The following is a 26,038-nucleotide window of genomic DNA, read 5'->3' as shown; positions in this document are numbered from 1 at the left end:
CGCTTCGCCATAAAATTTATCGCGCTTATTTTCTAGGCGCACGGCAAAACCGCATACCGCGGCTAAATTTAACGCTTTAGCAAACAGCAGTTTAAAAAGTAGCAAGCGGGGCAAAATCCCGTGACGCCCACGATAAAGGGCACTAGTCCGACCAGCCCCCACCAGCTGCCAAACAACGGCTTTTGCGATCATTATCTCTAGTCCGATCAGCGCTCTTATTATCCTAGTTTTTTACTTAGCATTGCGTTTTCTTTGCACGCATTAATTCCTAAAAATTTTATAAAGCGAGCAATGGCAGCAAACCGCCACCTAGCGTATCATCTTTAAGCCCGCCCTCCTATATACGCGCCTTGGTTAAATTCGGCTTCGTTTAATTATCTTTTCTTTTGCATAAAAGTGCGATTCTACAAAATTTATGTGCCTAAGAAGCAAAAATTTATGCAAGCTCGATTTAAAATTCTGACGAATGTAAAGCAAGGAGAACTCAAACGCCGGCGGTAATGCGGCGAAATTTACATGCAGCTTTAAATTTGAAATCACGATAAATTTTAACCGAGCGAAATTCTATCGTCGCAAAAAGTTCGTTTAAATTTAAACTTGCCATGTGTTTTGAGCGTCTAAATTTATGCGCCTTGCAGCAAAGAGGCATAATGCGGACGTAATATTTACGATCGAAGAGGCACCTGATCTCACGCCGTACCGCCAAAATCAAATTTCGTAGCGATAAATTTTGCCGAAATTTTCATCCAGATTGTAGCTAAACTCACCGCCTGCGTAATAGATTGTCTCGCCGCTCTCCAGCTCAAAGCGCTGATATACGCGCAGCACGACCTCGTTTTCGCTGATGCCTTGGACATGGATAAAGATATCACTCTTTCTGCCCGCAGTCATCGCCATTTGGTAGAGCTGATTAAATAGCGCGTATTCCGGATCCTTCTCGGCGTCCTCTTGCGATAAAAAGCCCTCCAGCACGCCCAGCATCTCCGCTCGAAATTCCGTTCTGGCGCGCGCATAGGCATTTTGGATATTTTCGATCTGGTCAGTATCGAGTAAATTTAAAAGCGAATGTTTGCCCACGTAAAGCGTCGCGCTCGATGTGATTTTGCCGTCCTTGTCGGTCACCAGTCGCAGAGCTTTCTCTACGCGCCACAAGGCCTCTTTTAGTTCGAGCCCGCTTTCAATTTCAATTTTCATCATAGATCCTTTATCAAGAATGCGGAATTTTAGCGTGAAATTTTAAATTTTAAAGACAAACTTCGCGATCAGATACGCCATATACAGCATCAAAACTCCCACGAGCGCGTCGATTATGCGCCACGCTCTGCTGCTTGCAAAAAGCTTCGAAAGCGCCCCTGAACCGTAGCCCAAGCCGAAAAACCACGCAAACGACACGAACATAACTCCCGCGTAAAACCACGACTTTTGCGGATCCGCAATCGTAGCGCCGAGCGAGCCCACGACCACGACGGTGTCTAAATACACGTGCGGATTTAGAAGCGTCACCGCGAGAGCTTTGGCTACGACGGGCGCCAGCGGGCTATTTGCCGAGTTTTGGATCTTGGCAAAATGCGAGCCCTTATAGGCGCTAAAAAACGAGCTTAGCGCGTAGCAGAGCAGAAATATAACCCCGCCTATGCCTAAAATTTGGGTAAGAAGAGAGCCTTGCTTAAGAGCGCCGCCGATTAAAAATATCCCTACGGCCGTAAATACGGCATCGCTTAGCGCGCAAACCATGCAAACAGCCGCGACGTGGTTTTTCGCAAGGCCTTGGGAGATGACGAAGATATTTTGCGCGCCGATAGCAACGATGAGCGAGAGCATCAGCGCGGCTCCTTGCAAGAAAATTCCGATCGATAAGGAGTTCAAAGCCGCGCCTCTACTTGTTTTTACTTTCGCAGGCGGAGTTTCGCATCGCGGTATCGACGGCATCATAGCTAGCCGCTGCCGCACTTTCAGGCGCAGCGTCAGATCCATTATCGCCCGCGAGAATTTTAGGCGCGGAATCCTCGGCGCCTGTGAAATTTTCGCCCGCGCTGGCGCTATTTAAGGAAGCGGCACCATTCGGCGCGGCGGAGCTTTGTTCGTTTAAATTTGAAGCGCCCTTCAAATTCTGCGCGCCGTTTGAATCAGCGGCGCCATTAGAATTTTGTGCGATGGAATTCTGCACGGCGTAGGAATTCTCCGCGCCTAAATTTTGTGCGCCGTAGGAATTTTGCGTATCGGAATTTTCATCGCGGAGGTTTTTAGTTTTAAAATTTCTACCGCTACCCGCGCTTTTTTTAGAGCTCTTAGCGCCCTTGCGAACTTTTGAGGCGGTTTGCTCTTCCTCAGAGCTTTGCGAAAGACCCGCTTTCTCGCGCAAAATTTTGCTCAGCTCGTAGATCGAAATTTCAAACGAGCCCGGTAGAGTGGCCTCCGTGTCGCTGTAAAATCGCAAAAAATTAAAGCGGTCCTGGGCCTGCGGCGCTTTTTTGAATACAAAATTTAAAAGCTCCGTTTTGTTTCTGCCTGCGACGAAGGTTTTGATGCCTAAATTTGCGATATCTTTGTATTCGAAGCTTTCGGAATTTGCGCCGCGCACGATAGTAAGGGCGTTCTCGCCGATCTGCAAATAATTTTTAGCGCCGAGTCTGAGCGCGCAAAAAAACGCGCAAAATGCCGCGACTACGGAAGCAAAAAGCGCCGCACCGCCAAAGCCCGCGTGGTAGCAATACCCGCTAGCGAGCGCCAAAATCGCCGACCCCGCCAGCGTCATCGCTACGGGCTTTTTATTCTCTTTTACTATCATCTTCCCTGCTTAATCAGTTGTCTTATATATTCGTAAATTTTAAAATTTAGCGCATCCATTACCGAGTCTTTAGAGCCCGGATTTTTGATGCTTTGGTAGTTGAGGTTCGTTACGTAGTCCTTCCAAGCACCCTTGTTTTTAACGCTTATGTAGAGGCTAATCTGCGAGTCGTAGAAGTAGTCTCTGTAATAATCGTCGTCGTCCCAAGGATCATAACCGAACGGCATCCCCCAGCCTACGCCCACGCCCGTATATCTATAATACCTGCCAAAGCCCATTCCGAAGCTAAATCTCGGATTATCCCACGATCTGCGCGAAAAATCCGCCTTGCGGAAGTAGTTGAGATTGCCGCCGATTTGGACGTTCGCCGCGCTTTTATTTACGACCTTAAATCCATCCGCACGCAGATGCTGGATCACTACTTGGGTTAAATTTGAATCCGTCGTAGAGGTATTGGTGAAATTTACGCTTATGAGTTTATCCTGCGGAAATTCCATAATGTGAAGCGGCTCGGAAGTGCGCACGATGCCGCTATTTACGGGCACGTTTTTAGAGCAACCTGTAAAAATCAAAAACGCCGAAATGACCAAAAAAAGTGAAATTTTATTTTTCAAGACGGATCCTTTCGCTTAAGATTTCAAATCCTAAATTTGAGTGATTGTAGCATAAATTTAAAATTTTAATGTCAGCAAGAGGCGATTTTTTGAAATAATCTAACGACGAATGGGCAAGAGTGGAATTTTTAAATAAAATTTTGCGCCGAGCGACCGCTAAATTTAAAGCCGCCGCTCGGTTGAAATTTCTGTAAAAGAGGCGGAATTTTAAATCGTAGGCGTTTAAAATTCCACAATCTTATAGGCTCACGCCGCGCGTAAGTACGCGCTTGCGATAAACATCCGAAACTCTGCTCGCGTCGCCCACGATTAGAGCGTTCGTGCAACAGATCGCCGCACAAATCGGAACCTTGCCCTCTGCGATGCGGTTTTGGCCGTATTTATGCAGCTCTTCGTGCGAAAACGTAGGCTCCGGTCCACCCGCGCACATAGTGCATTTATCCATCGCGCCTTTGATACCGAAAGCTCCGTCTCTAGGGAATTGCGGAGCGCCGAACGGACACGCGTAGAGGCAATATCCACAGCCGATGCATTTATCTTTGTCGTGCAAAACGACGCCGTCAGTTCTAATATAGAAGCATTGAACCGGGCAAACCTGCGCGCAAGGCGCATCGGTGCAGTGTTGGCAAGCGATGGAGCTTGAAACCTCCTGCCCCTCTATGCCCTCGTTTAGGGTGATAACCTTGCGCCTATTGATCTGCACGGGAACCTCGTGCGCCGAGCTGCAGGCTACCTGGCAACCATAGCAAGCGATGCAACGCTCGACATCGACATAAAATTTTAATCTTGCCGGCATTTTATCTCCTTATGCTCTTTCTAGTCTGCAAAGACCGGCGTTAAATTCCGAAATTTGCGTATTTATGTCAAAGCCGTAGTTCGTAATCGTATTTGAGCTCTCGCCTCTGATATATGGCTTAGTGCCCTCAGGATAGCGGTCGCTTAGATCCTCGCCCTGGAAAATTCCCGCGAAGTTATACGGCATAACAATACGATCAGGCGTTACGGCGTGCGAATAGATGCACTTGACTTTAATCTTAGTGCCTTGCGGCGAATGGATCCACATCATCTCGCCATCTTTGATACCTTTATCAGCGGCAAGTTTAGGGTTTACGTGCGCAAACATCTCCGGAGTAATCGCCGAAAGATACTTGCTCGTGCGCTCGATCATGCCCGCACCGCTTAAATTTACGAGCCTTAGCGAGCTGACGATTGTAGGGAAATCTTTGCTCCAATCCTGCTTTTTCTGCTCGGAGATAAATCTCGTAAAGACGCGGAAATTTCGTTTTTGATCCGCAAAGGTCGGATATTTCTCTACCAAATCCCATCTAGGCGAGTGGATCGGTTCGCGATGCTTTGGAATTTGATCCGCAAACTGCCAAACCTTAGCTCTGGCTCTTGCGTTTCCGCAAGGACAAATTCCAAACTCGCGACATTTCTTAGCGATAATGCCACTATAATCTGTGCTCCACGTAGGTCCCATCTTGGCTTTCTCTTCCTCGTTTAGCGTGATGCCTAAAACCTGCTCGATATTTGCCTTGGTAATCTCTGCGTGTCCGCCTTGAATTTTTGATCCAGGAAGTGTAATGCTCTCGTCGGCTAGCTGCGAAACGCCGTCGTGCTCTAAGCCGAAGCGGTTTCTAAATCCCATACCGCCGTCGGCATAAGGCTTAGTTACATCGTAAAGAATCGGCGTGCCCGGGTGTTGCGTATCCCAGCAAGGCCATGGAAGTCCGTAGTATTCGCCCTCTACTTCTCCGCCTATGCCGCGCAAAGTATCGGGATCAAATAGATGCCAATTTTTCTGTTGTCTGCGAAATCTAGCTGCGGTGCGTCCGTTATTTCCAATACTTTGAGTATTGCGTGCGATCTCATCGGTAGCATCGTCAGGCCAAACAAAATCGTCTTTAACCTGCTTAAGCTCGCCATCAACGATGCCCATCTTCATGCCGCGAACGTATTCGTCGTAAAAGCCGAATTTTTTCGCGAATAAAAACATTACCTCCTGATCCTCTTTGCTCTCAAATAGCGGCTTAACGATCTGAGTTCTCCACTGACCGCTACGGTTTGTAGCGCTTAGATGACCTTCGCTTTCAAACTGCGTAGCTACCGGCAAAACATAAATTCCATCCGGTCTATCGTTTAGAATCGCTACTTCGTTTAAGAACGGCTCGGCGACTACCAGCATATCGATCTTGCCTAATGCTTCTTGAGTCTCGCGAACATGAGCCATAGAAGTAATTCCTGTGCCTTGCACCCAAAGAACGCGGACATTGCCACTACTTAAAACGGGCTCGTTTTTCAAAACGCCCTGCCACCATTTAGATAGCGAAAAGCCCTTTTCGTTGCGCCAATTTATCGTATCTTGCTCGATGCTCGGATCGTAGTGAAAATACTCGGTAAAATTCGTACCAGGCACTTTTTCACCCTGCTTTTCGTGCGGCTGCTTAGTAGAGACGGCAAATCTTTTAATAAACTGCTCGTAATCTACGCCCCAGCCCTTGCAGAAGTGCTTCCAGGCGTTATCGGCTAACCCATAATATGCAGGCAAGCTATCGGAGAGATTGCACATATCGGTAGCGCCCTGAACATTATCATGGCCTCGAAGGATGTTGCAGCCGCCGCCCGGCTTGCCCATATTGCCTAGTATGAGCTGCAAAAGAGCCAAAATTCTAGTATTAGAACTTCCGATCGAGTGCTGTGTAATGCCTAGAGCCCAGCATAAAGTAGCGGGCTTTGTGGTAGCGAACATCCTCGTAAATTCTATAAGCTCCTCTTCTTTGCAGCCGGTGACATTGGCTACCTCTTTAGGATCCCACTTCTCAGCTTCGGCTCTAATCTCCTCTACAGCGTAGGTTCTGGTTTTTATTAGCTCCTTATCTTCCCAGCCGTTTTTAAAGATTAGATGCAGCATTCCGTACACAAACGCTATATCGGTTCCCGGACGAATTCTAATATACATATCGGCCTTAGCCGCAGTTCTAGTAAAATTTGGATCAACTACAACGATTTTCGCGCCGTTTCTATCGCGAGCCTGAAGAGCGTGCTTCATAGCTCCCACTGGATTTGCAACCGCGGAATTCGCACCTATGAAAAGGATCATTTTAGAATTTTTCGCCATATCACCTACGTGATTTGTCATAGCTCCATAACCCCAAGTATTCGCCACACCGGCGACTGTTGCGCTATGTCAAATTCTGGCTACGTGGTCGTTGCTGTTCGTACCCCAGAAGGCTGCAAATTTTCTAAAATAATATGCCTGCTCGTTACAAAATTTAGCCGAACCCAGAAATACCACACTATCTGGGCCGTCCTCTTTGCGAACTTGAAGCATTTTATCGCCGATTTCGTTAACGGCTTGCTCCCAACTTATGCGCTCCCACTTGCCACCAACCTTTTTGAGCGGATATTTAAGACGCATTTTAGATTTGGTTAGATCGATTTGATCGATTCCCTTACAGCAGTGACTGCCCTGCGAGATCGGGTGATCTACTGCCATATCTTGGCGAATCCAGGTATTGGTGCTCTCATCCACTTGAGCCTCGATACCACAGCCTACGGAACAGATCGAACATATCGTTCGCTTCATAACGGAACCTGGAAATGGGTTTTTGATCTCTTGCTCAGTAGCAGCTCTTAGCGTATTATTTTCGCCAAACGCAGCTACGCTGCTCGCTCCTAAAGCGGCGAGTTTCAAAAACGATCTCCTTCCGATCGCATTCTCACTCATGAAAATTCTCCTAGTAAGCTACTTTATAGTATTTTTTCCACGCTTCACTCTCCCAGTAAAGCACCTCTTTTTTCGGTGATTTGCCACGAACGGTATCGCCATAGTCCTGCTCGCTTTTCGCTAGAGCCTGAGACGCGGCAACGCCCACGGCACCTACTGCGCCGATTTTTAGAGATTTTTTAAGAAAATCCCTGCGTTTGTTCTCCATGGTTTTCCTTTGTGAAGAAATCGCTTTAAATCTTTTATCGTAGTAACGCCTGTTACAGGATTTAAATCTAATGAATTATAACGAAAAGGCAGTGAGATGGAAATTAAATTTTAAGTTACTTTTTAAATTTTATTTAAAATTCAAAATATAAAGTTCTAACTAAAAAACTACTCGCAAAACTCGAGCTTGCGAGTCTAAAATTTAACCGAAATTCTGCTTTTGCGTTAAGATTTTCGTTAAAAATTTTATTTATCAATCCAGATCAAAAATATCTTCCGGATTGGTAAATTTATTTTGATAGCCGCCTTTTTTGATCGCTTCTTTAACGACGCTGCGATCTTTCTTTTGCGGAGCGGCAAGCGCTAAAAGCGAGCGCTCAAGCGCAAAAAAGCTTCTCATTAGTGCGCCTAATGATTTGAAAAAATCCGCCCGCACATGCCCGCACAAAAGCTCGCTAAACTCATCCACAAAGCTATTGGTGACATTCGTAAAAAGCTCTAACGCCAGCGCTTCGCCGTCTTGCGCGCCGACGAAATTTTTAGCGTATTGCGCGCTCGCAGTATTTTTACCATCCTGCGGGCCTATAAAATTTTTACTGCCATGCGAATTTACAGAATTTTTTCCGTCTTGCGCCGTCAAGCTCGCGCTATTCGTAAAATTTTGCTTATTTGCCACGGAATTTTGTCCGTTTAAAACTGCGCTGTGTTTTGCAGCCGCGTCGCGCAGCAGAGTCGAATGCAGGTAAAAAATAAATCCCACATAGTCCTCGCACTCTTTGCAAAGCTCCATATTACGGCGAAATTTACTCTTTTTTAGCACGTCGATTACCGCGACACGCATACGCCCATCATCGCGTCCCTCGTCGTAGAAGCTCGCACTCATCGGCACGTTGGCGTATGAAAAATCAAAAAGCACGGAATTTTGCTCGCTTTTAAACGCCGCAAAGTCGAATTTCTCCAAATTTTGAAATTCCGCCTCATCACTAGGCACGATGGGCGAGCTACGTAAAAACTCCAGCTGCTGCTGCCAGCGCTTAAATTTCGTATCTGTTTCATAGAAAAAAAACGGAATTGCAAAAAATTCGTAGTAGTAGCTTCTTGCTTGAAGTAGATTCGCATCCATTACATTGCCCCTTTTCTAGCATCTTCTATCTGCTTTTTTATCATTATTTTCGCCTTGCAATCGCCGCAGCAAAAAAGCGTCTTCATCTTTTCAGGCTCGTTTGCAAAATGTGCGCCCATCATATCCGCGATCTTCATCACGGCTTTGCTCGTCGCAAATTCCTTACCGCATTCGATACACTTAAAAAGCTCGTCTTTGGCTAGCATTTTATAATTAAAAAATCCCGGCTCAAGCTCCACGCCGCAAGGCTTAAGCTCGATCGTATCCTTTTCGGCGCAGCTTAGCACGCAGTAGTTGCACGTCGTGCAAAGTGAAGCGTTGAGCTTAATCGAATTATCGCTGTTGTCGGCATACAGCGCGCCGGTATTACAGGCGCCCACGCAGCTAAGGCAGAGCGTGCAGCTTGCTTCGTTTATGCTTACTTTGCCAAATTTTAGCAACTCTCCGCTTTTTACGACGCTGAAGCTACCATCACCAACCATCGCGCTTACGCGTTTGGAAAAAATTTCTTTCTTGCTAAGACCCTGTTCGTTTAAGCTAAACGCCCAGGGCTGAGAGCTTTGCGCCTGCTTTAGCGCCTCTTGTAGCTCGGCTAAATTTCGCGCTAAAAATACCGCGTCCTTGCCGTAGATCGCGCGCGAAATTCCATTGATAAGCTCCACCGCTTCGCGCGTGCTCTCGCCCGCGTCTGCGCCGTAAACGATCACGCTCGAGCCGCTTTCTTGCATCGCGCTTAGCAAATTTACCTCATCTATTTGCTTGCTTCCGAAAATTCCAAACGGTAGCACGCCGCACGGAAGCTGCACTGCGGGTGCGGACGCAATTTCGCTCTCTGCGATGAGAAGCGGAATTTTGCCTGCATAGAGCTTTGCGATCTCGCCAAATACGCTTTGGGGCAGCTTGGCAAATTTCAGCGCGCCGCTAGGACAGACGCTCACGCACGCGCCGCAACCGATGCAGTCGATATGCGAAAATACTAACTCGCGCTTTTCGTCGTTTTTCAAAATCGCCACTGTGGGGCAGACTTCGACGCATTTTGCGCACAGATCGTTTCGCCTGCCCTGATACTGGCAGATCGCAGGATCGAAGATCGTGGAATTCTTATAATGATAAACCGGGCTTTTGGAATTTAAAATTTCTAAAATTTCATCGTCTTTTAGCCCCGAAATCTCGTAGCAGCCGCTTTGTCGCAATTGATAGGGCGCTGCGCCGCTAATCAAGAAAAAATCCGCCTCGGTCTCAACCTCATCCCGCTCACTTAAAATCGTAACCGCAAGATCGCCAATCTCGCCGTAGACGAACTTAATCTCGGCCCTGCTTAACGCGATCACCTTAAATCCATGCCGCCTAAGTAGCCTCACAAGCTCCCCTCGAGGCTCGTCACAGGCGAGAATCACGTTTTTGCCGACGGGCTTTTGATAGTCGCTATCTAGCGCGCCGTCGAAGGCAATATCCTTGGCGCGATACAAAATATCTACGTTTTTAGCGATTTGCAGCGGCTCATCTGCGGAATTTTCTATATAAAAATTTATCTCGGGCGCATAAATTTGCGCTTTTAGTTTCGGCGAATTAGCGACGATAAATTCCTCTTTTTTCGCCCCTTCTTCATCGCCGCAAATTTCGATATCGTCGCTTAAGACGACATCCTTTAGCCCCGCGGCATAAAATCCATGTTCTTTCATAATCTATCCTAAATTGATAATTAGGCGGGTTTTACTCTTATTTTCTAAACAGCTTTTAAATTCTGCACTTAAAGTAAATCGAATTTAAATTAATAATTCTATAGATAAAGCAAAATCAAAGCTTTAAATGATAAAATCGCCTAAATTTTAAGGCATCGGGGTCGCAATGCAACGAATTAAACTACCAAAAATCGACAAAATCGCAAACGCGCAGGAGTTTCAAAACTGCCTCCGCCCGCAAATCATCAAAATCGCGCAAGAGCTCATCCGGCAGGAGCGCAAAAAGGCGCTGCAAGGAGGCGCGGTCGCAAGCGAAAGCGAGATCATCGCGCGCATCAAATCGCGCTACGAAAAATTTCAAAATCTAAGCCTCAAACCGCTTATTAACGCAACCGGCGTCGTACTACACACAAACCTCGGCCGCAGCGTTATCAGCGCCGAAATTTTAGCCCGCGCGCAAAAGATCATCACCTCATATTCAAATTTAGAATACGACCTATCCGAGGGGGCGCGCGGCAACAGATACGACTACATAGCGCTTTTGTGCAGCGAGCTTTTCGGCGCGCAGGACGCGCTCGTGGTCAATAACAACGCTGCGGCGGTCTTTTTGGTGCTAAATACCTTCGCGCGCGGACGCGAAGTCGTGGTAAGCCGCGGCGAGCTAGTCGAGATCGGCGGGAGCTTTCGAGTAAGCGAAGTGATGGCAAACTCTGGCGCAAAGCTCGTAGAAATCGGCACCACGAACAAAACCAAGCTAGACGATTACGAAGAAGCGATCAATGAAAACACGGCGATCTTGATGAAGGTGCACCGCTCAAATTTTAAAATTTCAGGCTTTAGCTCTAGCGTAAGTGCTGCGGAAGTAGCGGCTCTCGCACGTCGCGCCTCACAGGCAAAGAGAGAATTTTTAGCGCTTAGAGCGGCAAGCTTTAAAAATTTAGCAGATCTTTGCGGCGGCTCTTCGGACACGGACGGCGAAATTTTAAATTCTGCGCCGAATGGTTTAGGCTTAGCTGCCGCTTCTGCGAATGCTCTAAATTTAGATAGCGGCGAGCCGTCCAAAAAGAGCGAGTGTTTTCATAGAGACAGTGCGGGCGACAATAGCGAAATTTCTAAAATTTACCCCGCAAAATTTAGCATGAAAAAAACGGACGATTTTAACGAGATCATCGATTACTACGATCTTGGAAGCGGCTATGCAAGCGAGCTGGGATTTGGACTAGGCAAAAGCGAGCCATCCATTTTTGAGCTTTTAAAAAGCGGCGTGCGGCTGCTTAGCTTTAGCGGCGACAAGCTTTTCGGCTCCGTGCAGTGCGGCATCATTCTAGGAGATCACGAGCTCATCGCGCGCCTGCGTAAAAACCAGCTACTGCGAATGCTGCGCGTGGACAAGATCACGCTAAGCCTGCTTGCCGAGACCATCAAGGCGTATATAAATAAAGAATTTCACCTCATCACGACGATAGATCAGATCCATCTAAGCCTAGATGAGCTGCGCGAGCGGGCGGAGCTAGTGCGATCGCGCATCGGCGTAAAATCGCAGATCGTGCCTACTACCACCTTCGTAGGCGGCGGCACGATGCCCGGCGCCTCCTACCCTAGCGTCGCGCTTGCGATCTTAGATGGCTCAGATCCGCAGAGCATGCAGGCAAAATTTCGCACTGCGGGCATAATCGGGCGGATCGAGGATGATAAATTTTTGCTCGATTTCAGATCGATTTTAAAAAGCGACTTGCAAGATTTAATAAAAAAGATCGGAGAAATTTATGAATAGCGTAATCATCGGCACCGCAGGCCATATCGATCACGGAAAAACCGCATTAATCAAGGCGCTAAACGGCTTTGAGGGGGACCGAATGCCGAGCGAAAAAGAACGTGGCATCACGATCGATCTTAGCTTTTCGCATCTACGCTCGGGGGATACCAATGTTGCTTTCATCGACGTTCCTGGGCATGAAAATCTAGTAAAGACGATGATTAGCGGCGCATATGCCTTCGACGCTGCGATGCTGGTAGTCGCCGCGGACGACGGGCTAATGCCGCAAAGCAAAGAGCATATTCAAATTTTATCGCTGCTTGGGGTAAAAAGCGTGATCTTATGCATCAGCAAGTGCGATCTAGCGGACGACGCGCGCAGATCTGAGGTCGCGGCGCAGTGCAGGGAATACATCTGTAAATTTAAGGATTTACAAATTTTAAATACCTTTTTTATCAGCATAAAAGATCCCGCAAGCATCGCCGAGCTGAAAAACTATCTCTTTAATATCAAGCCCGTGCAGCGCCAAGGAGGCGGCGTGGTACACTACTACATCGACCGAGTTTTTTCGCTTAAGGGGCTTGGCACCATCGTAACGGGCAGTCTCATTAACGGCGCGATTTCAAAGGGCGAGAAGCTTTACAACTGCGATCTGGGTAAAATTTTTAACGTCAAAAGCGTGCAGATACACGACGAGGACACGCCGCTGGCGCAGGCTCCAAACCGCGTCGCGCTAAGTCTTGACGCCAAAACGAGCGAGCTTGAGAAGGGGCAAATTTTAACCAAAAAAGGTTTTTTCCGCGGCTTTAATGAAGCCGACTGCACCTTTAGCGGCGAAATTTCACACAACCAAGACGTGCTGTTTTGCGTCGGAAGCAAGCAAAGCGCAGCAAAAGCGCTCATTTTAAAAGAACTTCCTAGCGGCGAGAAGCTCGTAAGCTTTAAATTTGACAAAACAATGTTTTTGAAATTTGACGAGCCCTTCGTCTGCTTGTCAAACTCACGCGTAATCGGCGGAGGACGCGTGCTAAACGCCGTAGTCGAGCCGCTAAAAAAGCAGAGTAAAGCCGTGCTTCTCACCGCGCTTTTGAAGCGAAATTTCACCGAAGCGTTTAAAATTTTAAGCCTCTTTCACAAACATGGATTCGGGCTATTTTCTGCGTATCAGCGCTTCGGGATGGAGTACGACGAAGCGATAAAGATCGCGCGCGGCCTAGAGGGGACGTATTTTGACGAAGCAAATTTATGTGTTTACGATCTAAGCGCGATCGAGGACGTAAAAAGCCTCATAAAATTTATCGTCTCAAAAAACGACTACGCGATCTTTTCGCCCGCCTCGATCGCCCTAAAGCTCTCGTGGGCTAGCGAAGAGCTCGCCGCGCGCGCGCTTAGCGAGCTTGAGCGAGGCGGCATCGTCTCCAAAAAGGGCGGAGTTTACGTAAAATCGGGGGTGGATTTTGACGCGCTCAAACAGAGTCTGGAGAGTAAAATTTTTGATCTCATCAAAAAGGGTGGCATAGCGCCTCTCGCGCCGTATAACGTCTATGACGAGCTAGAGATCGACCGCAGTAGCGGCGATGACGCGCTAAAGAAGCTGACCTACGCCAAAAAGGTCGTCCGTCTCGCACACAATCTCTTCGTCGAGGCTGAAAATTTAGCCCTAGCGATCAAACGCCTCTACGCAATCATCGAAAAAGATGGCTTCGTAAACGTCACTAACGCCAAAGAGGAGCTTGGGCTTAGCAGGAAATTCGTAATCTGCTATCTCGAGTACCTAGATAAAATGGGGAATATCGTTACGATCGACAATAAACGCTATCTGAAAAAGTAAAAATTTAAAATTTTGCACTACAATGCGCGGAATTTTTTGCAAAGGAAAAAAATGAAAAAAGCTATTTTAACTTCAGTTGCGCTCGCAGCGAGCCTAAACGCGGCTTTAAGCGACAGCGAAATTTTATCTATCTACGGCGGCGCGCCTCAAGGCATCGAAATAAAGGTCGCCGAGCGCATCCCACTTAGCGAGCCAAAGGGCGTTGAGGCGGTCGTTTTAAAAATCTCTCAAGGCAATATGTCGCAAGAGGAGATCATCTTCACCCAAGGCGATCTGATCTTTACCGATATCATCGATCCTAAAAAACGCGTAGTCTATAAGGAGCAGATCAAACAAGACCGCATCGCAGGACAGCTAAGCAAGATCTTCAAAGCAGAGAGCAAAGACAATATTATCAAGCTAGGAAACGATCCCAAAAAGCCTACGATTTTGATGCTGACAGACGCTTTGTGTCCATTCTGCCGCAAAGAGATGGCAAGGATCGAAGAAACGTTAAAAAATAACAATGTCGATATAATCATGACCTCCGTTCACGGCGATGACGGCCACGCAAAATCCGCGCTCATCTACAAAGAGATCAAAAATGCTAAAACCGACGAGCAAAAGATAGCGGTTTTTAAAAAATATTACGCTGAAGATAACAAAGCAGGTGCCAAAGACGTAAGCGCTGCCGAGCTAAATGCTGCAAAAGCCCTAGCTGCCAAATATTTCGGTGCGGGAGTAAACTCAGTGCCTTACATCATCGAACTAGACAAGCTAAAATAATCTCTTTTAAATTTTGCGGAGCGATCCGCAAAATTTCGCTTCTTTTGCCAAATTTCGGCAACTTCCAATCAGTCTAAATTTTGCCTAGAAAATTTGAATGCTCCCTTGGAATTCTTAAAATTCCGCTGCTTTTAAAAATCCTCAGTTGCGCCGCGCATAGAATTTTAAAATCCCTTATGGATGAAACGCGATCCGCAAAGTTTTAAACGGGCAAAATTTAGAATTTTAAAAAATCCTCAGCGTCCGCGCAAAATTCTACGGCAGCGATTATATCTCGTGGCTTCGCATCCGAAGCGGCGCAAAAATAGTGTTACATGGAATTTCAAAGCAGAAATTATACGAGTAAATATCTTACAGCCGAAATTTTAAAATTTCGCGGCAAAGCCCAGATAAAATTTAGCCGCAAATTTTTGATTTGCGGCAAAGAGGAATTTGTAATCGTACTTCAAGCTGCCTATCTTGGACTACTCCGATTAAAATCAAAACTCCACGTCAAAAGCGGCTCTAGCAAGGCTATTTTTGCTCTCGCTTAGCTCGTACGACGCGCTAAGTGCGACGCTTTGAAGGATCTTATATTTCAGTCCGATCGCGCCATTAAACACGCCGCTAGAATAATCAAGCCCCTCGACGTCGTATCTGTCCGAATACTTTCTGCTCGCGTGATACGAATTACCGCTAAATCGATGCTCGTACTCCGCATTTGCGAATATCTGCAGATCGCCGAAAGCCTTGATCGCGTAAATTCCCGCGGTGCCGTTCGGCGCGGTTTTTGAAGCGGAGCTAAATTTAAGCCTGGATATCGCATCTTCGTCCACCCTAATCGCTCCAAACCCCAAATATGGCTTAATGTAGCCGTTTTCAAATAAGAATTTGTACCCGGCTCTCGTACTAAAATCCCAAATTTGCGACTTGTATTTCGCGCCGTGGATAGCGCCGAATCCGTTATTGGTTTCAAATTTATGATCGTTCGTCGAATATGTTAAATTTACCGCCAGATCCACGTTCTCGTTAAAATCGTATCTACCCGCCAGACCGAGCTCGTAGGATTTGATGTTTTCTTTCACGCCGTCGAATTTACCCTCATACCAAGCGTCCGATTTTTGGTACCCAAAGATCACGCCCAGCGTAAGATCATCCACTCTCTTGGAGGCTCCGAGTAAAATTCCGTCGCTCTTGTAATCGTATTTGACGCCGCCCGAGCGGTCTTTGTAATCCCCGCCATAGTTTCCGATCGCGCTTACGTTTACGTTAAACTCCTGCCCGTCGGTGTCGGTTAAATTTTTATAAGCGGAATTTCTTGCAAGCTTTGTAAGATCCAGATCGACCTTCGAGCGCGGCATCTCGATGCCTACCCGGTTGCCGCCTCTTGCGACCTGCGAAAACAGGCTGCCGTTTTTAGGCGTGAAGTTATTGATCGCTAGCATCAGCGCCTCAAAATAGCTCGGCAGATCGTCGTATCCGCCAGGATAGCGGTTCGTATCGGAAGTGATGAATAAATTCGCCGCATTGCGCTCGCGCGACAGCCTTATAATCTCGTCATATTGCTCGGGCGAGGCGTTATAGATGACGTGTAAGATTTTAGCGGAATTTGCGGGGTCTTTTTCAAATTCCGAGGTTCTGGCGCGATAGCGGTTGATATACTCGTCCGCGCTTACTTCTTGCAGCATCCAGACGTCCGCGTAAGGGGCTATGGCATCGCGTACCCCCCAGCCGTTATTCGCCAAAACGAGCATCTCCGGATATTTGGATTTAATGTAATTATAAATGCTAGCCATATAAGCGATATTGGAAGGGTTATCCTCGGTATTGACCTCGTCGATGAAGTATCCCGCGATGTTTTCTCTGCCGTAGAAATTTACAAAATTATCGATATCGGCATATACTAGGCTTAAATTTCTACTTGAACCAATGGCAGTAGGACGACCGTCAGGACCGATAGGACCGGTAGTGCCCGTATAAGTATAGGCGAGATTTTTGATACCCGCGGCTTTATTGCGCTGCATTTGAGCCAAATCCTCGTCTCTTCGCACCAAATATTGTGAGTGAGAATCTCCTCCTGGGCGCTTTTCGTATGAGCCGAAAGCCACATAAGGAACCAGCGCGCCGCCTATATTGGTAATGCCGTTCCAAAACTCGGCATTTACGCCGCTATTGCCCGTCCAGCGAAATGCAGGCATCATAACGCGCTGATTATTAAGCCTGCCCGAATATGAGCCCTTTTTGGCAAAGCCCCTTGCGTACTCGAGCTTGATACGAAATGAGTTTTCATACTCGTCGCTCGCGGAGCTATCGCTAGCCGCGTCGTGCCTGCTTAATTTCGCGCCCAAGCTATCCGCAGCGCTCATTACATCGGAACGGGAAGTGTTGTTGGAAGGTGATTTTTGCGCGTTTGCATAGCTCCAGGAATTCTGCTCGCTCGCATAGCCGAACCCTGCTGCACCGACAAGCGCAAGAGATACGATTTTTTTCAAAGACTTTAGCATTCTGCACCGCCTCAAATAAAATTATCCAAATTCTTAAATTTCGACAAATTTGCGGACGCGCTTTTAAAATTAAAAGCTTTGTCGAAATTTAAAAATTTAGCCGCCCTAAGACGGCCAAATTTTAAAGCTTATTTTAATGCTGCTTTTGCCTTCTTCGCGACGGTTGCGAAAGCTTCGGCGTCGTTCATAGCCATATTTGCTAAAATTTTTCTATCAAGCTCGATGCCCGCTTTTTTCAGTCCGTTTATAAATTTAGAATAGCTGATGTCGTTCAGCCTGCAAGCTGCATTGATGCGCACTATCCAAAGTCTGCGGAAATCGCGTTTTTTCGCGCGTCTGTCACGGAAGGCGTAAACGAGGCTTCTCTCCAGCTGCTCTTTGGCCTTTCTGAAATGTTTGCGTCTTGCGCTATAAAATCCGCGCGCAAGCTTTAGCACCTTGTTGTGACGGCGGCGTCTAACGATGCCCGTTTTTACTCTTGCCATATTAATCCTTTCTTAATCGGCGTCCCTTTTGGGATCTTGCCCTAAAATCCATAAATTTAGGGGAGTTTGAATGACTTTCGTCAAAAACTAACTTCGCACTATTTGCAAAGCATTTTTTTAACCGCAGATACGTTCGTAGAATCGACGTATTGGGCCTCGCGCAAATTCCTCTTGCGTTTTTGAGACATCTTCGTCAAAATATGGCTGCGAAACGCCGAGCCTCTTTTGATCTTGTTTTTGCCCGCTTTAAAACGCTTGACGGCACCGCGCACGCTTTTCATCTTTGGCATGGTCGTCCTTTTTTTAAAGTGAATGAGAAGTATATAATAAAGTTTCTTTGAAAAATTTGAATTTAAGGAATTTTAGAGCTTAAATTAACGCAAGATAAATTTAAAGTTAAATTTTGCCGCCCGCTTAAGATTCGGTTTAGCTGGATCCAAAAAAATTTATACAAATTTAAAGGGTTAAATTTAGAGATAAACTAGCCTGTATAAATTTTAAAATTTTGCTATTTAGTTTAAATTTACGCGCTGTACCGCGGGGAAAAACAGCGCGTAAATTTTAAAATTTTGCCGCACTCGGCGCAAAATACCGTTAAATTTACGCTACGCCTTTTTCGGCGTGATCAGCATATTTACGTAGCGACCCTCCAGCGCAGGCGCTTTATCGCGATCGGCAACTTCTGCAAAAAATTCGTCCCAAATTTTATTGAGCAAATTTACTCCGATTTCGGGGCTCGACATCTCGCGCCCTTTTAAAAATACGCGAAGCTTGACGTGTTTGCCGCTACTAAGGAATTCTTTCGCGTGTTTTACTTTGTAATTAATGTCATTTTGAGCGATTTTGGCGGACAGCTTGATCTCTTTGACCTCGATGATTTTTTGCTTTTTTTTCGCCTCTTTGAGCTTTTTTTCCTGCTGATAGCGAAATTTGCTGTAGTTCATGACCTTGCAAACGGGCGGCTTTGCATCGGGCGCTATCAAAACCAGATCCACACCCTCTCGCTCGGCGATCTGCAGCGCCTGCGCCTTTGAAATTATGCCGTAAACCTCGCCGTTGTCGCCTATGCACCTGACTTCGCTAGCCGGAATGTCCTCGTTTAGAAAAACCTCTTTGCCTCTGCTCAAAAATTCACCTCGTTTAATTTAGCTTTTACGAAATTTAAAAACTCATCCAGCCCTAAATTTCGCTGTTCGCGCGCCATGCGATCGCGCAGAGCCACGCTGCGAGCCGAAACTTCATTATCGCCTAGGACGATGATGAGCGGCACCTTCTGCTTTTCAGCCGTTCTGATTCGTTTATTTAGCGTCTCGTTTTTATCTAAAATTTCGCCGTCAATGTCCGCAGCGCGCAGCAAATTTAAAATTTCTTTCGCGTAGTCTGCGTGCGCCTCGCCGATCGGCACGATCGATACCTGCGTAGGACAGATCCAAAACGGAAGCTCGCCCGCGGTGTGCTCGAGCAAAATCCCCACGAAGCGCTCGAAGCTTCCCAAAATCGCGCGATGCAGCATCACGGGCTGCTTTTTTTCATTATTTTCGTCGATGTAACCAAGCTCGAAGCGCGCAGGCAGGTTAAAATCGACCTGCACCGTGCCGCACTGCCATTTTCGCCCGAGCGCATCGGTGATTTTGATATCGATCTTAGGTCCGTAGAATGCGCCGCCGCCCTCGTCTAGGCCGTATTTTAAGCCTTTTTCGTCAAGCGCGTCTTTTAAAGCCTTCGTCGCGATCTCCCAAACCTCGTCGTCGCCGACCGCCTTTTGCGGTTTGGTCGAAATTTCAAGCTCGTATTCAAAGCCGAAGGCTTTCATCAAAAGCCCCACGAAATCTAAAATTTCATAGACGTTTTCTTTGATCTGGCTTGGCATCACAAACAGATGTGCGTCGTCCTGCGTAAACTCGCGCACGCGGAAAAGTCCGTGCAATACGCCGCTTTTTTCATGGCGGTGCACGACGCCGTACTCGCAAAATTTAAGCGGCAGATCGCGATATGAGCGGATTTCGCTTTGATAAACCTTGATATGACCGACGCAGTTCATCGGCTTGATACCGTATTCTTGATCCTCGATCGTCGTAAAATACATATTTTCTTTGTAATTGCTGTAGTGTCCGCTGATCTTCCACGCGTCGGATTTTAAAATTTCAGGACCTCGCACCGGCTCGTAGCCGCGCTTGCGAAGCTGCCTATAAAGGCGCCCCTCGAGCTTTATACGCATCCTCGTGCCGGCAGGAAGCCAGATCGGAAGTCCTGCGCCGATCTGCTCGTCGAAGGTGAAAAATTTCATCTCAGCTCCTAGCTTTCGGTGATCGCGCTTCTTGGCTTCTTCGAGCATCGTAAGGTGCTTTTTAAGGCTATCTTTATCGGCAAATACGACGCCGTAGATGCGAGTTAGCATCTCGCGCTTCTCGTCACCGCCGAGATACGCTCCCGCGATGCGAGTAAGGGCGAAATTTTTCAAAAATTTCGTATTTTGCACGTGCGGGCCGCGGCAGATGTCCTCAAACTCGCCCTGCGCGTATAAGCTGACTGGGCCTTCGGGGATACGTTTTAAAACTTCCTGTTTAAGATCGTCGTTTGCATATTTTTTCGCGACCGCCTCTTTAGTGGAGGCTATCTTTTTAATCTCTAAATTTGCCTCGGCAAGCGCGCGCATCTTTTTTTCGATCGCCCCCAAATCCTCTTCACCGAGCTTCTCGCCGTTATCTTTGCTAACGCGCATATCATAGTAAAACCCATCTTCGATCGCGGGCCCTACGAAAAATTTTGCACCTGGGTATAGCTCGCGCACCGCCTGCGCCAAAAGGTGCGCACAGGAGTGGCGGATCACCTTTAGCGCGTCCTCGGAGTTATCGAAATATATCGGTTGCGCCTCGCTTGCGTGCTCACCGATACTTTGTGTATCGTAAATTTCACCGTTAAATTTATACGCGATAATATCGCTCATTGGCTTGTTTCCTCTTTTTACCGAATTGTCTTTCTTACGCTGAAAGAACGAGTGTTAATTTTAGCCAATCAATCCTTAACGATAAATTTAAAAAATATTAAAATTAAAATTTTTGATTCTTTTCTCGCAATAAAAAATACACGGCGTTAGCACAAAGAGCACAAATCGCCATCACACTTGCGAGCAAAAACGGCTTATTCGCTCCCACTGCACCCACGATAAACGAAATAGCCCCGGCGATAGCAAATTGCGCAGTCCCCAGTACCGCCGAAGCTGCGCCCGAGTTGCCGTCCTTATACAGCGCCATCGCAAGCGTCGTGGCGTTAGGCGCAACAAAGCCAAGAGACGAAAGTAATACAAAAAGCGAAGCCTCAAAGCAGATGAAAGGAAGGTCAAGCATAGCGCATGCAAGCAAAATCAAGCTTGTCACTAGCATCGCTATTAGGCCGAAATTTAATAAAGCGGCGGGTTCGCGATTTTGCACGAGTTTGGCATTTAGTGCCGAAACAAGGGTCATTCCAAGAGCGTTGATGCCAAATATTACGCCAAAGGCATGCTCACCCAAACCATAATAGCCCAAAAATATAAAGCTAGAGCCCGTGATATAAGCAAAAAGCGCGCTCATCGCAACCGCAAATCCTAGCGTATAGCGCATAAATTCTTTATTTCGCAAGATTATGCTGTATTCGCCAAGCACGCCTTTTACGCTAAGTGTAGCAGTCCTGTCTATCTGAGCGCTCTCGTCGAGTCCGAAAAATATAAATGCAAAAAGCAAAATTCCAAGCGCAAACAAAATCGCAAAAATCGCTTGCCATGAGAAAAAATCTAGCACAAATCCACCTAGAGTTGGTGCTAGCATCGGCGCTAGCGAGCCTACGACCATCATCAGCGCAAACATCGCCGCAGCCTCGTGCAGTTCGAATTTATCATTAATTACGGCTCGCGCAAGTACCACTCCAGCGCACCCACCCAAAGCTTGCAAAAATCTAAAAAATATAAACGCGTAAACACTATCAAAGCTCACGCAAGCAAGCGATGCACATATAAAAAGCAAAATGCCCGCGTATAACGGCTTTTTACGGCCAAATTTATCGCTCAGCGGCCCATAAACGAGCTGTCCTAGTGCAAAAGCGATGAAAAAACTCGCAACCGATAGCTGAGTGTAAAACTCGCTCGTAGCAAAGCTTGCCTTTACCTTTTCCAGCGCAGGCAGATACATATCGGTGGAAAGTGGCGCCAGAGCGGACATATAGGCGAGTATAATCACCAGCTTAAATTTAGCGAATTTACTTTGTTTGACCATCGTTTTCCTCAATTATTTTTAGGCAGAGCTCAAACGTGCGCACGAGCGCGTTTAGATCTTTAAATTTTTGCGGCAAGAGCCTGGCGATAAAATATATCGGACGCAGCGCAAGTACCGTAGCCCACGCACTTTGCACTACATCCTGCCCGCCGCTTGAGGCGTAGGTGCGAATGCCTGCGCGCACCAAGCCTTCGTTCAGCCCTTCACGACACAGATCATAGACAAACAGCAAAAAATCTCGCATTTTAGCTTTTTGCAGATCACCGCGCTCGCCGCGATTTTCAAAATCTATAAATTTCATTTCGCCGTTTTTTACTAAGACGTCGCGCAGTGCGGGTCTGCCGTGTATGAAGCCGCGCGAATGCAGCTGTGCTAACGCTGCAGCGTAACCCTGAATGAGCGCCACACAAAATGCCTCATCCGAGCTTTTTAGCACCTCGTCCACCGGCGTGCCGCCGTCTTTGAGTACGAAAAAGTTCTCGTCTCGCAGCACCAGCTGCGGCACAGGCGCGCCGGCTGCGTACAGGCTCTCGCATTTTAGCGCTTCGTAATCGAAAGCGGCTTTCGGATTTGCTTTAAATATTTTCGTAAGCAATCCACCGCGGATGCGCAGTTCCGGCTGCTTTAGCCAGTATTTCTCTCCTTCGAAACTAAAGCTCGTGACGCGCTCGCCAGGATGATTTTTTAGAATTTCATTTACATATTCTTTAAAATTTTGCATTCAATAAATTTAGCGAATTTTTTTTAGAAAGAGCTAAATTTGCGAGTTTTATTTGTTTGCATAAAATTTATTACATAAATTCGGCGGGGATAAATTTTAAAACTATCAAGTAGAATTTTATTGCAGTCTTGAAATTTTGTAGCGCAGGAAGCAGCGAAAGCGCATAATTTTGAAATTTAGTAGTTAGATAAAATTTCAGAATTTTACAAAAGCTAAAATTTGTGTCAAAAAATTTTTAAGCTAGAAGTGGCGACCCCTACGAGATTCGAACTCGTTTTACCGCCGTGAAAGGGCGATGTCCTAACCGTTAGACGAAGGGGCCACTTAATCTGGTATTAAGATTAAAGGCGGTATTCTACTCAAGACGCACTTAAACCCAACTTAAATTAAGGATTATTTATGAAATGCTCTTTTCTGGCGCCACTTGCACTTTCGCTTCTGCTCGCAGGCTGTGCTACCACCGCACTCAAGCCCGCTTCTACGCAAGCTGTAAATTTCACCGTCATTTCGCCGCTTACTCGCACCAGCGACGCGGGCTTTATGCGTAAATTTAAAAACCAAACCGAAGTTCAAATTTACGCAAGCGGCATCAGCGTGCTGAGCCTGGTTTTAAAAGGCGATAAAATTTGCATGAACGGCGCGTGCGACGATGAGCTCGTTTTCAATAAAAAATTCTTTGGCGCCGAGCACTACCGCGGGCTTCTCGGCCAAATCCTAGACGGCAAGCCGATCTTTGGCGGCAGCGACGCAGGCGAGCGCCGTTGCCTCGCGCAAAGCCTGCAAGATGGCTCTATCGATTATAAGGTTTGCCGCGACAAGGACGGTGGCGGAAGATCCATAAGCTTCGCCGACGCAAAGCGCGGCGTAAAGATTAAAATCCGCGAGCTGCAGTAAAATTTTGCGCTAGCCGCGAGCAATATTTGTAGCACGTGAAATTCAATTTCGTGGGCGGCGTGAACAAATCGCGAACGAGTAAAATTTCGTGCGGTGCGTTCTTGTAACCGCACGGAAATAATGCGCTTCGGTCGCCGCTTTAAAACACGGCGCTAGCGGTCAAAATTTCATTACTCGGCGGGGTAGTTTTCAGCTTGTGCAAACGGCGCGGTTTTATCAATACTCTGCGCCGGCTCTTCGCGGCGAAATTTACTAAGCAGCGCGTATGTGCGAAAGAAAAGCGCGCATTTAAATTTAAAAATCCGCGCGCGGCCAGAGTTAATAAAATTTTGCCGCACGCGGCGTAAAATAAAATTTAGGAGGTAAAATGAAGCGGATCGGAGCGCACGTGAGTGCTAGCGGCGGGGTTTCTAACACGCCGTTAAACGCCGCAAAGATCGGGGCGGACGCGTTTGCAATGTTCGTCAAAAATCAGCGCAGATGGGACGCGCCGCCGCTTAGCGCGGAGGAGATCGCCGCATTTAAAGACGCGCTGAGGCAAAGCGGCATCAGCGCGGAGCATGTCTTGGTACACGACAGCTACCTCATAAATTTGGGCCATCCGCGCGAGGCAGAGCGCGAGAAGTCCCTAAACGCCTTCGTGGACGAGATCCGCCGCTGCGAGGCGCTCGGACTTAAGCTTTTGAACTTTCATCCGGGCTCGCATCTAAATGAAATTTCAGCTCAAGAGTGCCTGGATAATATCGCAGGGTCGCTAAATTTCGCCATCGCAAACACCGCAGGCGTCAAGCTCGTGCTCGAAAACACCGCCGGCCAGGGCTCCAATCTCGGCTATGATTTCGCTCAGCTCGCTTACGTGATCGACAAAATTTCAAACAAAGATCGCATCAGCGTCTGCATCGACACCTGTCACGCGTTCGCCGCAGGATACGACCTTCGCAGCCCGCAGGCCTACGAGCGCACTATGAGCGAGTTTGACCGCGCGATCGGCTATAAATTTTTAAGCGGCATGCACTTAAACGACACGAAAAACGAGCTTGGCGTGCGTAAGGATCGGCACGAAAGCCTCGGACGCGGATTTTTGGGGCTAGCGGCGTTTGAAAACATCATGAACGACCCGAACATCGACGAGATCCCGCTGATTTTAGAAACGATCGACGATAGCCTCTGGGCGGAGGAGATCGCGCTTTTGCGCAGTATGCAAGGACGCCCCAAGGCCTAATCGGACGCCTTTTGCGCCACGTAGAATTTATCTCATTTCGCTTTAAAGTGGCGCCAGCGATAAGAGCCTTATGCCGTGCGTTTACATCGTGGGATTTATCACTTAAATTTTAACAAGCAAAATAATGAGAAACTTCGCGCTAAAAATTCTGCGCCGTAAAAAGTCGCGAAATTCTACGACGAAAATACAGCACCAGAGCAAAAGAGCAAAATTTTTATAGAAAAACGCAGCGTCGCGGCAGAAATGAAAAATTTTACGCTGCGTAATTAAAATTTTCAAGCAAGATTTTTAAAACGATGCAGCGGTAAATTTTAAAATTCTATCACTACGATATTTCAAGGCTCAGTGCCAGATTCGAAGCTCTAGGAATTTTAAAATTCTAAATTCCACATCAAAAAATTCGCGCGAAGCTTTATACGCGCGACTGCGTAAATTCCAATCTTGCAATTCTACTTTCGTCCGATCCGTGCAGAGGCGAAGCGCATAAGATTTCATAAATTCTAACTTAAAATTTTGCTGCGTACCAATCTATGCTTTTAGCACGCATTTGCTTATGACAAATTCGCCTCTTTATTTTAGCGCTTTGCTCGCATCAAAATCTGTGCAGGATCCGTGTAAATTTACGTTAAATTCTGCCGCATATCACCCGATTAATTTAAAATTTTATCGTTGAGCTTAGTAGCCTACCGCCGCGATTTAAATTTAGATGCGGGGATTTTGAGCCGCAGCCGATGCATATTGTACCGGCCGCAACTCGGCGCGCTATTTTAGTAGCTCATACATATCGCAGGATTTTTGCCAAGTTTCTTTAAACTCGGGCAGATTCATAAAAAGAGAATTTTTATTTTTGCCTAGATCGCAAGCTTTTTTAAAGTATTGCGCAGCTTTACTTTTATCTTTTTCGACGTAATGGTTAAAAACCGCAAAATTGTAGCAATTCAGTAATTCGCCTGCTATGTCGCAACCTTTTTTATAATAAACCGCCGCTCTTATGAAATCTATTTTTATGCCGTCTCCTTTACGGTACATATCTGCCAACATACCGCATGATAGTCCATCTCCTATGTCACAAGCTTTATCATAATAGATTACCGCTTTTGATATATCTTTTTCGACTCCGTCTCCGTCCTTATACATGACCCCTAATAATGCGCAATCAAGAGCGTCTCCAGAATCGCATTTTTTTTCAAAATACTCGACGGCTTTTTTTGGATCTTCTTGCATCATTACGCCCGAGACTCCGAGACAACCGAGCTTATTTCCGCCGTTACAAGCTTTTTCAAATAGTTTTAGCTTTTTTGCGTTATCCTTACATTGCAATCCTGCCTCGGCGCAAGACTCCATATCGCCGTCATTGCACTCTTTTTCTAGCGTCTCAAGCTCGGACGCTCCTAACGCAAAGCAAACGGCGAGCGCCAACGCAAATAGCAATTTTTTCATTTAGTATCCTTTCCGGGTAAAATTTGGCTAATTCTACCCCCCCCCCCCCC

At 46.9% G+C, this 26,038-nt stretch carries 23 protein-coding genes and 1 tRNA gene; 5 read left to right on the top strand and 19 right to left on the bottom strand.

All coding sequences use genetic code 11. From position 1 onward, the window contains the following. Positions 1 to 68: 68 nt before the first annotated feature. From Q0174_RS10930 to Q0174_RS00075, 10 genes are all read right to left on the bottom strand, one after another. The gene (locus Q0174_RS10930; RefSeq protein WP_366112387.1) at positions 69 to 176 is read right to left on the bottom strand and encodes a DUF2892 domain-containing protein; all 108 of its coding nucleotides are present in this window, start codon (positions 174 to 176) and stop codon (positions 69 to 71) included. A 532-nt stretch (positions 177 to 708) separates the two neighbouring features. Then, the gene (locus Q0174_RS00115) at positions 709 to 1,194 is read right to left on the bottom strand and encodes a hypothetical protein (protein WP_298040768.1); all 486 of its coding nucleotides are present in this window, start codon (positions 1,192 to 1,194) and stop codon (positions 709 to 711) included. A 42-nt stretch (positions 1,195 to 1,236) separates the two neighbouring features. Beyond that, on the bottom strand, positions 1,237 to 1,866 hold the full coding sequence (locus Q0174_RS00110) for a LysE/ArgO family amino acid transporter (RefSeq protein WP_298040767.1): 630 nt from the start codon (positions 1,864 to 1,866) through the stop codon (positions 1,237 to 1,239). A gap of 10 nt (positions 1,867 to 1,876) precedes the next feature. Further along, positions 1,877 to 2,788, bottom strand: a complete 912-nt coding sequence (locus Q0174_RS00105; RefSeq protein WP_298040765.1) for a hypothetical protein — start codon at positions 2,786 to 2,788, stop codon at positions 1,877 to 1,879. Then, positions 2,785 to 3,402 (bottom strand): hypothetical protein, encoded by a 618-nt coding sequence (locus tag Q0174_RS00100; RefSeq protein WP_177387092.1) that lies wholly within the window; start codon positions 3,400 to 3,402, stop codon positions 2,785 to 2,787. Before Q0174_RS00100 ends, Q0174_RS00105 begins: the two co-directional genes overlap by 4 nt. 238 nt (positions 3,403 to 3,640) lie before the next feature. After that, a complete protein-coding gene (gene fdh3B, locus Q0174_RS00095; RefSeq protein WP_297913568.1) occupies positions 3,641 to 4,198 on the bottom strand; it encodes a formate dehydrogenase FDH3 subunit beta in 558 nt (185 codons plus the stop codon). Positions 4,199 to 4,207: 9 nt separating this feature from the next. Further along, positions 4,208 to 7,129 (bottom strand): formate dehydrogenase subunit alpha, encoded by a 2,922-nt coding sequence (locus tag Q0174_RS00090; protein ID WP_298040763.1) that lies wholly within the window; start codon positions 7,127 to 7,129, stop codon positions 4,208 to 4,210. 10 nt (positions 7,130 to 7,139) lie between these two features. Further along, complete coding sequence (locus Q0174_RS00085; RefSeq protein ID WP_005871103.1) at positions 7,140 to 7,337, bottom strand: twin-arginine translocation signal domain-containing protein; 198 nt, start codon at positions 7,335 to 7,337, stop codon at positions 7,140 to 7,142. 252 nt (positions 7,338 to 7,589) lie between these two features. After that, the gene (locus Q0174_RS00080; protein WP_298040761.1) at positions 7,590 to 8,459 is read right to left on the bottom strand and encodes a molecular chaperone TorD family protein; all 870 of its coding nucleotides are present in this window, start codon (positions 8,457 to 8,459) and stop codon (positions 7,590 to 7,592) included. Beyond that, entirely contained in the window at positions 8,459 to 10,141 is a 1,683-nt protein-coding gene (locus Q0174_RS00075) for a 4Fe-4S dicluster domain-containing protein (RefSeq protein ID WP_298040759.1), read from the bottom strand. Before Q0174_RS00075 ends, Q0174_RS00080 begins: the two co-directional genes overlap by 1 nt. Positions 10,142 to 10,307: 166 nt before the next feature. Here Q0174_RS00075 and selA point away from each other — a divergent pair, with 166 nt between their 5' ends. Genes selA through Q0174_RS00060 form a run of 3 tightly spaced genes read left to right on the top strand, consistent with a single transcriptional unit; the run spans position 10,308 to position 14,493 of the window. Next, positions 10,308 to 11,915 carry an L-seryl-tRNA(Sec) selenium transferase gene (gene selA / locus Q0174_RS00070; RefSeq protein WP_298040757.1) on the top strand — a complete coding sequence of 536 codons (1,608 nt, stop codon included), beginning with the start codon at positions 10,308 to 10,310 and terminating at the stop codon, positions 11,913 to 11,915. Continuing rightward, the gene (selB, locus tag Q0174_RS00065) at positions 11,908 to 13,728 is read left to right on the top strand and encodes a selenocysteine-specific translation elongation factor (RefSeq protein WP_298040755.1); all 1,821 of its coding nucleotides are present in this window, start codon (positions 11,908 to 11,910) and stop codon (positions 13,726 to 13,728) included. The genes selA and selB overlap by 8 nt, the downstream gene beginning before the upstream one ends. Before the next feature lie 51 nt (positions 13,729 to 13,779). Then, on the top strand, positions 13,780 to 14,493 hold the full coding sequence (locus Q0174_RS00060; protein ID WP_298040753.1) for a histidine kinase: 714 nt from the start codon (positions 13,780 to 13,782) through the stop codon (positions 14,491 to 14,493). A gap of 479 nt (positions 14,494 to 14,972) precedes the next feature. Here Q0174_RS00060 and Q0174_RS00055 read toward each other — a convergent pair whose 3' ends face one another. From Q0174_RS00055 to Q0174_RS00020, 8 genes are all read right to left on the bottom strand, one after another. Continuing rightward, positions 14,973 to 16,976 (bottom strand): autotransporter domain-containing protein, encoded by a 2,004-nt coding sequence (locus Q0174_RS00055; protein ID WP_298040751.1) that lies wholly within the window; start codon positions 16,974 to 16,976, stop codon positions 14,973 to 14,975. Positions 16,977 to 17,104: 128 nt separating this feature from the next. Beyond that, positions 17,105 to 17,461, bottom strand: a complete 357-nt coding sequence (gene rplT / locus Q0174_RS00050) for a 50S ribosomal protein L20 (protein ID WP_297961674.1) — start codon at positions 17,459 to 17,461, stop codon at positions 17,105 to 17,107. 98 nt (positions 17,462 to 17,559) lie between these two features. Next, positions 17,560 to 17,751, bottom strand: coding sequence for a 50S ribosomal protein L35 (gene rpmI, locus Q0174_RS00045; protein ID WP_005871089.1), 192 nt, complete (start codon positions 17,749 to 17,751; stop codon positions 17,560 to 17,562). Positions 17,752 to 18,066: 315 nt separating this feature from the next. Then, the gene (infC, locus tag Q0174_RS00040; protein WP_177388239.1) at positions 18,067 to 18,588 is read right to left on the bottom strand and encodes a translation initiation factor IF-3; all 522 of its coding nucleotides are present in this window, start codon (positions 18,586 to 18,588) and stop codon (positions 18,067 to 18,069) included. Then, entirely contained in the window at positions 18,585 to 20,408 is a 1,824-nt protein-coding gene (gene thrS, locus Q0174_RS00035; protein ID WP_298040748.1) for a threonine--tRNA ligase, read from the bottom strand. The genes infC and thrS overlap by 4 nt, the downstream gene beginning before the upstream one ends. 103 nt (positions 20,409 to 20,511) lie before the next feature. Next, on the bottom strand, positions 20,512 to 21,711 hold the full coding sequence (locus Q0174_RS00030; RefSeq protein WP_298040746.1) for a multidrug effflux MFS transporter: 1,200 nt from the start codon (positions 21,709 to 21,711) through the stop codon (positions 20,512 to 20,514). After that, positions 21,695 to 22,432 carry a spore coat protein gene (locus Q0174_RS00025; RefSeq protein WP_298040744.1) on the bottom strand — a complete coding sequence of 246 codons (738 nt, stop codon included), beginning with the start codon at positions 22,430 to 22,432 and terminating at the stop codon, positions 21,695 to 21,697. The genes Q0174_RS00030 and Q0174_RS00025 overlap by 17 nt, the downstream gene beginning before the upstream one ends. A 247-nt stretch (positions 22,433 to 22,679) precedes the next feature. Next, a tRNA-Glu gene (locus tag Q0174_RS00020) sits at positions 22,680 to 22,754 on the bottom strand. 77 nt (positions 22,755 to 22,831) lie between these two features. Here Q0174_RS00020 and Q0174_RS00015 point away from each other — a divergent pair. Together Q0174_RS00015 and nfo are read left to right on the top strand one after the other, a co-directional pair. Beyond that, on the top strand, positions 22,832 to 23,326 hold the full coding sequence (locus tag Q0174_RS00015; protein WP_298040742.1) for a hypothetical protein: 495 nt from the start codon (positions 22,832 to 22,834) through the stop codon (positions 23,324 to 23,326). Positions 23,327 to 23,693: 367 nt separating this feature from the next. Beyond that, positions 23,694 to 24,548 carry a deoxyribonuclease IV gene (gene nfo / locus Q0174_RS00010; RefSeq protein WP_298040740.1) on the top strand — a complete coding sequence of 285 codons (855 nt, stop codon included), beginning with the start codon at positions 23,694 to 23,696 and terminating at the stop codon, positions 24,546 to 24,548. A 762-nt stretch (positions 24,549 to 25,310) separates the two neighbouring features. On the opposite strand, the gene Q0174_RS00005 is transcribed toward nfo, so the two are convergent. Next, positions 25,311 to 25,988 (bottom strand): tetratricopeptide repeat protein, encoded by a 678-nt coding sequence (locus Q0174_RS00005; RefSeq protein WP_298040738.1) that lies wholly within the window; start codon positions 25,986 to 25,988, stop codon positions 25,311 to 25,313. Positions 25,989 to 26,038: the final 50 nt, after the last annotated feature.

This window comes from uncultured Campylobacter sp. (assembly GCF_937996225.1).
Lineage (GTDB): Bacteria > Campylobacterota > Campylobacteria > Campylobacterales > Campylobacteraceae > Campylobacter_B.
This window is presented reverse-complemented; position numbering and strand designations above follow the sequence as displayed.